The sequence below is a fragment of the Albidovulum sediminis genome (assembly GCF_025380365.1).
GTDB lineage: Bacteria > Pseudomonadota > Alphaproteobacteria > Rhodobacterales > Rhodobacteraceae > Albidovulum > Albidovulum sediminis.
In genome coordinates this window covers 1,524,719-1,536,214 of record NZ_JAOCQF010000001.1, presented here as the reverse complement: position 1 = coordinate 1,536,214, position 11,496 = coordinate 1,524,719, and the positions used below count along the sequence as shown (strand labels likewise).

The 11,496-nt window shown below is 67.1% G+C and carries 12 protein-coding genes; all 12 read left to right on the top strand.

Annotated features, from left to right (window positions below):
• Window positions 1–217 precede the first annotated feature (217 nt).
• A complete protein-coding gene (gene lpxC, locus N5I32_RS07690) occupies window positions 218–1,138 on the top strand; it encodes a UDP-3-O-acyl-N-acetylglucosamine deacetylase (protein ID WP_261494813.1) in 921 nt (306 codons plus the stop codon).
• Window positions 1,139–1,256: 118 nt separating this feature from the next.
• Window positions 1,257–2,099: an outer membrane protein assembly factor BamD gene (locus N5I32_RS07685; protein WP_261494812.1), complete on the top strand. Its 843-nt coding sequence runs from the start codon at window positions 1,257–1,259 to the stop codon at window positions 2,097–2,099.
• A 34-nt stretch (window positions 2,100–2,133) separates the two neighbouring features.
• Window positions 2,134–3,777 (top strand): DNA repair protein RecN, encoded by a 1,644-nt coding sequence (gene recN, locus N5I32_RS07680; protein ID WP_261494811.1) that lies wholly within the window; start codon window positions 2,134–2,136, stop codon window positions 3,775–3,777.
• A gap of 99 nt (window positions 3,778–3,876) precedes the next feature.
• Window positions 3,877–4,467: a VOC family protein gene (locus N5I32_RS07675; protein WP_261494810.1), complete on the top strand. Its 591-nt coding sequence runs from the start codon at window positions 3,877–3,879 to the stop codon at window positions 4,465–4,467.
• Window positions 4,464–5,045, top strand: a complete 582-nt coding sequence (locus tag N5I32_RS07670; RefSeq protein WP_261494809.1) for a helix-turn-helix domain-containing protein — start codon at window positions 4,464–4,466, stop codon at window positions 5,043–5,045. Before N5I32_RS07675 ends, N5I32_RS07670 begins: the two co-directional genes overlap by 4 nt.
• A gap of 76 nt (window positions 5,046–5,121) precedes the next feature.
• Window positions 5,122–6,084 (top strand): fatty acid desaturase family protein, encoded by a 963-nt coding sequence (locus tag N5I32_RS07665; protein WP_261494808.1) that lies wholly within the window; start codon window positions 5,122–5,124, stop codon window positions 6,082–6,084.
• Entirely contained in the window at window positions 6,081–6,413 is a 333-nt protein-coding gene (locus N5I32_RS07660; RefSeq protein ID WP_261494807.1) for a Rieske 2Fe-2S domain-containing protein, read from the top strand. Before N5I32_RS07665 ends, N5I32_RS07660 begins: the two co-directional genes overlap by 4 nt.
• Window positions 6,414–6,510: 97 nt before the next feature.
• Window positions 6,511–7,914, top strand: coding sequence for an MATE family efflux transporter (locus N5I32_RS07655; RefSeq protein WP_261494806.1), 1,404 nt, complete (start codon window positions 6,511–6,513; stop codon window positions 7,912–7,914).
• Between the two features lie 177 nt (window positions 7,915–8,091).
• A complete protein-coding gene (locus N5I32_RS07650) occupies window positions 8,092–8,835 on the top strand; it encodes an amino acid ABC transporter ATP-binding protein (RefSeq protein WP_304504753.1) in 744 nt (247 codons plus the stop codon).
• A 2-nt stretch (window positions 8,836–8,837) separates the two neighbouring features.
• Window positions 8,838–9,677 (top strand): amino acid ABC transporter permease, encoded by an 840-nt coding sequence (locus tag N5I32_RS07645; RefSeq protein WP_261494805.1) that lies wholly within the window; start codon window positions 8,838–8,840, stop codon window positions 9,675–9,677.
• A gap of 28 nt (window positions 9,678–9,705) precedes the next feature.
• Window positions 9,706–10,536 (top strand): transporter substrate-binding domain-containing protein, encoded by an 831-nt coding sequence (locus N5I32_RS07640; RefSeq protein WP_261494804.1) that lies wholly within the window; start codon window positions 9,706–9,708, stop codon window positions 10,534–10,536.
• 45 nt (window positions 10,537–10,581) lie between these two features.
• Entirely contained in the window at window positions 10,582–11,475 is an 894-nt protein-coding gene (locus N5I32_RS07635; RefSeq protein ID WP_261494803.1) for an amino acid ABC transporter permease, read from the top strand.
• Window positions 11,476–11,496 lie beyond the last annotated feature (21 nt).

Here is an 11,496-nt window from a genome sequence, read left to right as displayed (position 1 = left end):
ACCTGGGCCGGAGCGATCCGGCCCTTTTTCTTTTTTATTCAATGCCTTGAGATTCTTGGGCGAGTCGTTGGCGGCGCTTTGCCAAAATGCGACGGTTTTGTTTCAGGTCGTTGCAAAGAGTGAATTGTGTGTTTGAGGACTGATGGTTACCTGATCCTTGCCGAAAACCGGGCCCCGCGTGGCCTGACGCTCGGCGCAGAATTTCTCGGGGGCAGTCTTGCAGGCGACCATCAGATCCACCGCGACCTTCACCGGCGTCGGCCTGCATTCGGGCCGGCCCGCGCGGATGCGCGTGCACCCGGCCTCGGCCAACTATGGCGTCTGGTTCCGCCGCACCGACGTGGTCGGCGTCGACGCGATGGTGCCCGCGATCTGGGACGCGGTGATCCCGGCGCAGCTTTGCACCCGGATCGAGAATGGCGCCGGCGTCTCGGTGTCCACGATCGAACACATCATGGCCGCGCTCGCCGGCTGCGGCATCCACAACGCCCTGATCGAGATCGACGGGCCCGAGGTGCCGATCCTCGACGGTTCTGCCGCGCCCTTCGTCGCGGGCATCCTCGGGCGCGGGCTTCGGTCGTTGGGCGAACGTGTCCGCTGCTTCGAGGTTCTGCGCGCGGTCGAGGTGCGCAACGGTGCATCCTTCGCGCGGCTCGAGCCGGCCGAAACGCTCGAGATCGACTTCCGCATCGACTTTGCGGATGCCGCCATCGGGCGCCAGGAAAAGCGCCTGACGCTGGCCAACGGCACCTTCGTGCGCGAACTTTCCGACAGCCGCACCTTCTGCCGCAAGAGCGATGTCGAGGCGATGCGCGCCAATGGCCTCGCGCTCGGGGGAACGTTCGAGAACGCCGTGGTCGTCGATGGCGACCGCGTGCTGAGCCCCGGCGGACTGCGCCATGCCGACGAGGCCGTGCGCCACAAGATGCTCGATGCCCTGGGCGACCTGTCGCTGGCGGGGGCGCCCATTCTTGGCCGCTACACCGGCAACCGCGCCGGCCATGCGATGACCAACCGTCTTCTGCGCGCGCTTTTCGCTGATCCCGCGGCGTTCCGCGTCACCGACTGCGCCGATGACCGCCGCGCGCGCCTGCCCGGCGTGGGTGTGACCCGCGCCGATATCCCGGCCGTTGCCTGAGCAGCGCCTGCCAAAGGCGTTTTGCGCCCCGGATTTTTCTGTGCTAGGACGTGGCGAACCGGCGCGCCCCAAGGGTGCGGCGGATCAAGAATTGAAGCGGAATCGGGGTAGGCGGCAGATGGCGCGGGGCATTGGAACGGCAAAGGGTGTCGCGGGCCTCGCGCTGGTCCTGTTACTGGCCGGCTGCGGTGGCGGCGAAACCCAGGACGTACCGCTCGACCAGATGGACGCCGAATCGATCTTCCGCCTTGGCGAGCAGTCGCTCGAGACTGAGCGCAAGGCCGAGAACGCCGTCCACTACTTCTCGGAGGTGGAGCGGCTTTATCCCTATTCCGAAATGGCCAAGCGGGCGCTGATCATGCAGGCCTACGGCTATCACAAGGACAAGGACTACGAGAATAGCCGCGCCGCCGCGCAACGCTACATCGACACCTATCCGGCCGAGGAGGATGCGGCCTACGCCAAGTACCTCCTCGCGCTCAGCTATTATGACCAGATCGACGAGGTCGGGCGGGACCAGGGGCTGACCTTCCAGGCGCTCCAGGCGCTGCGCGCGGTGATCGAGGAATATCCCGACAGCGATTATGCCAAGTCGGCGATCCTGAAGTTCGATCTTGCCTTCGACCACCTGGCGGCGAAGGAGATGGAGATCGGCCGCTACTACCTGCGCCGGGGCCATTTCACTGCCGCCATCAACCGTTTCCGCGTCGTGGTGGAACAGTACCAGACCACCACCCACACGGCCGAGGCGCTCTACCGCCTGATCGAGGCCTATCTTTCGCTGGGCCTGACCGACGAGGCGCAGACCGCGGGCGCGATCCTGGGCCACAACTACCAGTCCACCGTCTGGTACGAGGACGGCTATCGCCTGCTGACCCAGAAGGGCCTTCAGCCCGAGGTGAAGGGCGACGGCTGGCTGGCCACGATCTACCGCCGGGTCGTCAAGGGCGAATGGCTGTGACGGTGCGCTGAAGCGCGGCCTTCGGGGGGCGAGGATGCTTCGGTCGCTTGAGATTCGGGACATGCTGCTCATCGACCGGCTGGCGCTCGACTTCGGGCCCGGACTTAACGTGCTGACCGGAGAGACCGGCGCGGGCAAGTCGATCCTGCTCGACTGCCTGGGTTTCGTGCTGGGCTGGCGCGGGCGGGCCGAACTCGTGCGCGCGGGCGCCGCGCAGGGCGAGGTGACGGCCGTCTTCGACCTTCCGGCCGGCCACCCCGCGCGCGGGGTGCTGGAGGAGGCGGGGCTTGCCGCCGAGGACGAACTGATCCTGCGCCGGGTCAACGCCGCGGACGGGCGCAAGACCGCCTATGTCAACGACCGCCGGACGACCGGAGAGGTGCTGCGCGCGCTCTCCGACACGCTGGTGGAGCTGCATGGCCAGCAGGACGACCGCGGGCTTCTGGACCCGCGCGGCCACCGGGCGATGCTGGATGCCTTCTCCGGGGTCGCGACGGAGGGCGTGCGCCGGGCCTGGGCCGCGCTGGGGCAGGCGCGGCGGGCGCTGGCCGAGGCCGAGGCGGGGCTGGCGGCCCTCAGGGCCGAGGAGGACTACCTGCGCCACGCGGTGGCAGAGCTTGACCGGCTCGACCCCCAGCCGGGAGAGGAGGCGGAGCTTGACACCCGCCGCCGCCGGATGCAGGCCGGCGTCCGCATCCGCGAGGACATCGCGCGCGCCTTCCAGGCGCTGGGCCCCGACGGGGCAGAGGGGCTTCTGGCCGATGCGTCCCGCTGGCTCGACGGCGCGGCAGCGAAGGCCGAGGGGCTGCTGGACGAACCGCTGGCGGCACTTGCGCGGGCGATCACCGAGCTTGGCGAGGCCGCGCAGGGGGTCGAGGGCGCGCTGGAGCGGCTGGCGCACGACCCGCGCGAGATGGAGCGGGTGGAGGAGCGCCTGTTCGCGATCCGCGGTCTGGCGCGCAAGCACGGCGTCCTGCCCGACGATCTGGGCGCTTTCGCGGGCGACCTGCGCGCCCGTCTTGCCGCGCTTGACGGCGGGGCGCGCGATATCGCGGGGCTGCGTGCGGCGGTGGACCGCACCGCCGGGGACTATGCGCAGGCCGCAGCGTCACTTTCCGCCGCGCGCCGCAAGGCGTCCGGGGCGCTGGACCGCGCGATTGCCGCGGAACTCGCCCCCCTGAAGATGGAGCGCGCGGTGTTCCGGACCGAGGTGACGGATACGGAAGCCGGGCCTGAGGGCACCGAGACGGTGGCCTTCACCGTCGCCACCAACCCCGGCGCGCCGGCGGGGCCCTTGAACCGCATCGCCTCGGGGGGCGAGCTGTCGCGCTTTCTCCTTGCGCTCAAGGTCTGCCTTGCGCGGGGCGGCGATGCGCTGACGATGATCTTCGACGAGATTGACCGCGGCGTGGGCGGGGCCACCGCGGACGCGGTCGGCCGCAGGCTGGAACGGCTGTCCGAAGGCGCCCAGATCCTGGTCGTCACCCACAGCCCGCAGGTCGCGGCGCGGGGCCGCCACCATTTCCGCGTGGAAAAGCGCGTAACGGGGGGCACGACCACCTCGACAGTGACCGCGCTGAGCCCGGCCGCGCGGGTGGACGAACTGGCCCGAATGATCTCGGGCGAGACCGTCACCGAGGCCGCCCGCGCCGCGGCAGAGGACCTGCTGGCCGGCTGAGCCGCGGCCGACCCCTGCATCCCCGCACAGCGCCTTTGCCGCTCTGCGCTTGTCCGGCCGGCGCCGGGCGCCCATACTGCCGGGATGGAGGGCCGGACGATGCAGAAGATCCAGAGCCAGGGCGTTCACCACATCACGCTGAACGGGGCCGACCGCCAGACCTCGATCGACTTCTGGGAAGGGGTGCTGGGGATGCCCTTCGTCTTCGACCAGCCGAACCTCGACAACCCGCGCGAGGGGCACCTTTACTTCGACCCCGGCGACGGGCGGCTTATCACCGTCTTCACGAGCGAGGACCGCAAGCCCGAGGCGCGCCGCCTGCCGAACGATCCCGGCGCGGTCCACCACATCGCCTTCAGCGTCAGCCACGCGACGTTTACCCATGCGAAGGAACGGCTCGAGGCGCGCGGCGTGAAGGTCTACGGCCCGAAGGACCGGGGCTTCATGGACTCGATCTATTTCCGCGATCCGCTCGGCCTTCTGGTCGAGCTTGCCTGCTACCGCTTCGAGCCGCCGGTGGGCTGCACCCATGCCGACGTGATGATCGAGGCGCACCGGCAGCGGGTCGCGCGGGGGGACTACAACATCCAGGAAGTGCACCTTGCGGGCGCGATCGAGGCGCTGGTCGAACGGCGCCAGCAAAGCCTGTCGGCAGACCGGTCGGCGAAGAACCCGTACCGGCCGGCATGACTCGGCGCCGGGTCGAGGATCACGTCGGAGAGGCGGTGCGGCGGCTGCGCACGCGCGCGGGCCTGACGCTCGCCGATCTGGCGGAGCGGGCGCGGGTGTCCTCTGCCATGATCTCGAAGATCGAGCGGGGGCAGGTGTCGGCCTCTCTCTCCACGCTCGACCAGCTGGCGGGGGCGCTGTCGGTGCCCATCGCCAACCTCTTTGCGGCATCGGTCGAGCGGCGCGAGGTCTCCTTTGTCCGCGCGGGCGCGGGGATGGCGGTGCGCCGGTCGGGGTCGACCTACGGCCACGATTACCGCCTGGTCGGCAAGGTGGTGTCGCAGGACGAGGCGGTGACCGCCTACGAAATCACGATCGAGGGCAAGGCCGAGGGCCAGCCCCTGTTCCAGAACGCGGGCGTCGAGCTGATCCATGTGCTTGACGGCGGCATGACCTACCGCATCGGGACCGAGGTCTTCGATCTTGGCCCCGGCGATACCGTCACCTTCGAGGCGCAGGCTCCGCATGGGCCCGACCGCCTGACCGCGCCGATGGTGCGCTTCCTCACCGTCGTCTCGACGCGGGCGGAAGACGGCTGATATTTCCTTTTGAGAAATTTTTATCGCGCTGGTATATTCACAGGGTATCGGCGGCACAGGGCAGGGGAGCGGCGCGATGGAGGTCAAGACACCGATAACGCAGGCGCTGAACGACGGCGTGCTGACGCGGCAGGACCTGAAATCCTTCATGCGGCGGTCCGACCTGCCGGCCTTCCGGCATCTCGCGGGATGGATCGTACTTCTGGCCGCGACGACCGCGCTGGTGCATGCGACGCTTGGCACGCCCTGGCTCTGGCCGGCGATGTTCCTGCACGGGATCGTCGTCGTCCACCACTTCGCGCTCCAGCACGAATGCTGCCACTACACCGTGTTCCGCACGCGCTGGCTGAACGACGTCTTCGGCACTATTTGCGGCCTTATCATCGCCATCCCGCACCAGTATTTCCGCTATGAGCACTGCGACCACCACACCCATACGCAACTGAAGGGCCGCGACCCGGAACTGATCGAACTGCCGATCTCGGTCTGGAAGTACATGTGGTACATCACCGCGATTCCCTACTGGCGGTCGAACATCGGCGGCATGTTCGCCCGCGCCCTTGGCCGGATCTCGGACGCCGACAAGACGTTCCTGCCGAAAGAGGCCCACGCCACCGTCATCGCCGAGGCGCGCGCCTATGTCGCGGTCTATGCCCTCATCCTCGCCGGTTCGGTCGCGACCGGCAGCACCGCCGCACTCTGGTACTGGATCGTGCCATCGCTGCTGGGCCAGCCGGTGATGCGCGCCATCCGCATGACCGAGCATGTGGGCCGTCCCAACATCGCCGACATGCGCGAGAATACCCGCACGAACCTGACCAACGCCTTCGTCCGCTTCCTGTGCTGGAACATGAACTACCACGCCGAACACCACTATGCCGCCTCGGTCCCGTTCCACGCGCTGCCCCGGCTGCACCGCAAGCTGAAGGGATATGTGCATGTGGAGCCGGGTGGCTACATCGGCGCGCACCGCGAAATTCTGCGGCAACTGACCGGGCGGACCCCGCGCGCCGACCTGCGGGCGGAGGCCGGGGAATGAACGACGCATCCGGCGCGCGCCAAAGGGTCTGGCAAGACCTGATCGCGGTCGCGGATCTGGAGAAGGGGGACGTGACGCCGGTCAGCCTCGGCGCGCGCGAACTGGCCGTCTACGACGGCGTCGAGGGAATCACGGTTTCTCACGCCCGCTGCACCCATGGCGCGGCAAACCTCTGCGACGGCTACTTCGACGGCCGGCGGATCGAATGCCCGCTGCATCAGGGGCTGTTCGATGCGCGCACGGGCGCGGTTCTGGCGGCACCGGCGCGTTTGCCGCTGCGCATGGTCGAGGCACGCGTGCAGGACGGGATGGTGCAGGTGCGTCTCTGAGCGTGCGCGGGACGCGGACGCTCTGTGCGCCAGCCGACTTGCGGACGGCAGGGCGCGTCCGTAGGCTGGCCCGCGGGACAGGGCAGGGGGCAGGGCGATGGAGGGTGAACGCGACCTGACCACGGGGTCCATCCCCGGACATTTCCGCGCGCTGGCCGTGCCTGCGGCGATCGGCATGGTCTTTTCCACGCTCTACAATGTCGTCGATGTCTGGTACGCGGGGCTGCTCAGGACCGACGCGCAGGCAGCACTTGCCATCGGTTTCATCGCCTTCTTCATCCTCTCCACCGTCGGTTTCGGGCTGAGTTCCGCGATGGGCGCGCTGGTCGGTCAGGCCATCGGGCGCAAGGACCGGGCCGAGGCGCGGCGCCTGGCGGGGCAGGGAATCGTCTTCGGCGCGGCGGCCTCGCTGATCCTGATGGGCGCCGGGCTGTGGCTCGGCCCGATGCTGATCGGGCTGGTGTCGGAGCCGGGCCCCTACCGCGACCTCGCGCTGTCCTATTTCCGGGTGATGCTGCTGGCCATGCCGGGCTTTGTCCTGGGCTTCGGCCTGAACGGCGTCCTTCAGGCGCTGGGCGATACCGTCTCGATGAGCCGGGCGATGATTGCCGCCTTCTTCGCCAACCTCGTCCTTGATCCGCTGTTCATGTTCGGCCTGCCCGGCGTCGTTGGCGGGATCGGCTTCGACGGCATCGCGGCGGCCACCGTGGCCAGCCAGACCGGCGTGCTGGCCTTTTTGGCCTTCCGGCTGTTCCGCCGCCCCTTCGGGCGGGAACTTTCGCGCGGCGATTTCCGGCCGCGACCCGCCGCGCTGGGGCAAATCGCGGTGCAACTCGCCCCGGTCAGCTTCGCCATGGCCGTCATGCTGGTCGCGGGCTTCGTCGTGCAGTTCTACATGAAGTCCTTCGGCCCGGCGGCGGTCGCGGCCTACGGCCTTGGTCTCCGGATCGAGCAGCTTGTGCTGCTGCCGGCCTTCGGGGTCACCGGCGCGCTGCTGCCGATAGCGGCGCAGAACTTTGGCGCAGGCCACCACCACCGGGTTCGGCGGGCGGTGTTCGACTGCTGGAAGATCGGGCTGGCCTACATGGCGATCGCCTGCCCGGCGCTGTGGCTTTCGGCGCATCTGTTGCTGGGCCTGTTCACGGACGACCCCGAAGTGATCGCCATCGGCACCGGATACCTGCATGTCGATGTGGTCATCCTGCCGCTCTACATGATGCTGTTCGCGGTGAATTCGCTGCTGCAGGCCCTGCGTCAACCGCTCTGGACGCTCTGGATCGGGATCTATCGTCAGGCGGTGGCGGTGGCGCTGTTCGCCTGGCTCTTCTCCACCGTCCTCGGGCTTGGCATCTGGGGGGTCTGGCTGGGCATCGCGGCGGCGGTGGTAACGGGCCTTGCCGTCTCGATCGCGGTCGCGGAGTTCGTCGCCGGCCGGATGATTGGCGGTCTGTTTCTTGCCAAGCACGTAGCTGCATACACCGCAACGGAGGCCGACAGGTGAAATCGGGGATGATCGTTATTTGCGCAGATGCTGTCTTCTGCTTTGAATAACAATATCATGTGTTGAATATCTCATGTATTGCGCGAGGCTTGCGACATGGGAATCCCGGTTGTGCGAATCGAATAAGTGTAGACAAAATCAACGGGACGACCGCCTGGCCTGTGCAGAAGGGGTGAAATGACCGCGCGACCGATCATCGAGATCCGCGGCCTCGGCAAGTTCTATGACGGATTCGAGGCGCTGAAGAACATCAATCTCGACGTCCATTCGGGCGAGCGGATCGTGATCTGCGGGCCGTCGGGGTCGGGCAAGTCGACGCTGATCCGCTGCATCAACCGGCTGGAGGAGCATACCTCGGGCGAACTGGTAGTGGACGGGATCGAGCTTGGCGAGGATACCAAGGACATCCGCGCCGTCCGGCAGGAAGTCGGCATGGTGTTCCAGCAGTTCAACCTCTTTCCGCACCTGACGGTTCTGGAAAACCTGACCATCGGCCCGGTGCGCGTGCGCAAGATCGCGAAGGCCGAGGCGGAGGCGCGGGCGCGCAAGTACCTGGAACGGGTGCACATCCCCGAACAGGCCGACAAGTATCCCGCGCAACTTTCCGGCGGCCAGCAGCAGCGCGTGGCCATAGCCCGCTCGCTCTGCATGGAGCCAAGGATCATGCTGTTCGACGAACCGACATCGGCGCTCGACCCGGAGATGATCAACGAGGTTCTCGACGTGATGGTGGAGCTTGCCGGGACCGGCATGACCATGATCGTCGTCACCCACGAGATGGGCTTTGCCCGCAAGGTCGCAGACCGCATGGTGTTCATGGAGCGGGGCGAGATCGTCGAGGTCGCACCACCCGACGTCTTCTTCACCGCGCCGAAAAGCGAGCGCTGCCGCGCCTTCCTCGACCAGATCCTGGAGCATTGACGATGGCCGAGGCTGCATTTCCCGCATCGTCTGCCCGCCCCCGGCGGCGGCTGACGCTGCGGCGGGTGTTCGCCTCCCGCGTGGTGTCGATCGCGCTTTACGCGATCATCATCTGGCTGATCTTCCGCACCGCCCGCACCGGGGCGGAGGCGATGGGCTACAACTGGCAATGGTACCGGGTGCCGCAGTATTTCCTGCGCCGGACCGAGGGCGGGTATGAGCTTGGGGAACTTGTCACCGGGCTTGGCGCCTCGCTCCTGCTGTCGTCGGTGGCCTTCCTGCTGGCGCTGATCGTGGGGCTTGCAGTTGCGCTGCTGCGCCTGTCGGACCTGGTCGTGGGCAAGGCGGTGGCGCGCGTCTTCCTGGAGATCGTGCGCAACATGCCGCTTCTGGTGCTGCTCTACGTCTTCTACTACGTCGGCGGGCCGATCTTCGGCTTCGACCGCTATACCGCCTCGGTCCTCTGCCTTGGCGTCTTTCACGGCGCGCTCGTGTCGGAGATTTTCCGGGCCGGCATCAATTCGGTCGGGCGCGGCCAGTGGGAGGCGGCGAAGTCGATCGGCATGACAAGGGGCCAGTCCTACCGCTACATCATCCTGCCGCAGTCGATCCGCTTCATGCTGCCGCCGCTGACCGGAGAGGCGGTGAACATGATAAAGAGCTCTGCCATCGTCTCGGTCATCGCGGTCGCGGAATTGACGACGGCGGGCAGGAACATCATCTCCGACACCTACATGAGCTTCGAGATCTGGTTCACCGTGGCGCTCGTCTACCTGGTGGTGACGCTGTGCCTGTCGGTCTTCGTCAGCCGTCTCGAGCAGCGCCATGCCGTGAAGACCTGAAGATCAAGTCCAACATAGGAGAACTGCCATGACAACGAAACGAACCTTCCTGGCGGCGGCCTTCGCCATCGCGACATCGGCCCTTGTCGCGCTGCCCGCCGTTGCCCAGCAGGCCGCGCAGGCGCTGGCGGGCGAAAGCGTGATCGAGGGGATCAAGGAACGCGGCGTGATCAAGATCGGTCTGTCGCTGTTCGTGCCCTGGTCGATGCGCGCCAAGAACGGCGACCTGATCGGCTTCGAGCTCGATGTCGGGCGCAAGCTGGCCGAGGACATGGGGGTCGAGGTCGAATTCGTCGAGACCGCCTGGGACGGCATCATCCCGGCGCTGGTGTCGGGCAAGTTCGACGTCATCATCTCTGGCATGAGCTGGACGGCGCAGCGCAACCTGACGGTCAACTTCTCCGACCCCTACGCCTATTCCGGCCTGAAGATCCTTGGCAACAAGGCCATGCTGGAAGGCAAGACGGTGGCGGATCTGAACGATCCCGCGATCACCTTCTCGGCGCGCCGCGGGGCGACGCCCGCGACCGTCATCGCTGCCATGTTCCCCAACGCGACGCTGCTGCAGTTCGACGAGGACGGGGCGGCGACGCAGGAGGTGCTGAACGGCAACGCCCATGCCACCATGGCGTCCGAACCCACGCCGTCGCGCGAGGCACGCAACCATCCCGACACGCTTTTCGTGATGGAAAGCGATCTCTTCGACCAGCGCGGCGAAGGCTTCGTCTTCCGCAAGGGCGACCCGGACGCCGAGAACTACTTCAACAACTGGATCGCGCAGAACTGGCGGTCGGGCTGGCTGAAGGAGCGGCATGACTACTGGTTCACGACCGAGGACTGGGCCGATCAGGTCGAATGATACGAGGCGCCCCGCCGGACCATCCGGCGGGGCACCCGGCAGGCGGTGAAACGGGGCGCGGGCACGGTGCGACGGCTGAGGAAACTGCATTGGGCGGACTGGGCGATCCTCGCCCTGCTGGGGCTGTTCTTCGGCTACGTCTGGTTCCAGATCGACGGGACGCTGAAGTACAAGTGGCGCTGGGAAATCATCCCGCAATACCTGTTCCGCTACGACGAGGAACAGGGCCGCTGGGTCGCCAACATCCTGATGCAGGGGCTGATCAACACTGTCCGCATCTCGGTCCTCGCCGGTCTTCTGGCGCTGGTCCTTGGCACGGCGCTGGGGCTGGCGCGGGTGGCGCAGAACCTGACGATCCGGATGCTGGCGCGGACCTACCTGGAGTTTCTGCGCAACATCCCCGCCGTCGTCGTCATCTTCATCTTCTACTTCTTCCTGTCCGAACAGCTGATCGCCGCCTTCAGGATCGAAGCCTGGGCGCGCGGCATCGCGCGGGGCGAAAACGCCTGGATCTGGGAACTGTTCTTCGGCGACATGCGGCGATTCCCCTCGCTCATCTCCGGGATCGTCGTGCTTGCGCTGTTTGAAAGCGCCTTCGTCGGTGAAATCGTGCGCGCCGGCATCCAGTCGATCCCGCGCGGCCAGCGCGAGGCGGCGCAGGCGATCGGCATGACCTGGGCGGACGAGATGCGTTTCGTCGTGCTGCCGCAGGCGATGCGCAAGGTCGTGCCGCCGTTGGCGAACGAGTTCATCGCGCTGGTGAAGAACTCTGCCATCGTCTCGCTGATCTCGGTCCACGACCTGACCTACAAGACGGTCGAGCTTGTGTCCTCCACCCGCGCGATCTTCGAGGCGTGGATCACCACGGCGGTGCTGTACGGCGGCCTCTGCTTTCTGCTCTCGCTCCTGTTCCGCCGGTTCGAACGCGCCGAGCGCTAGCTTTTGCCCCTTGCGAAGGCA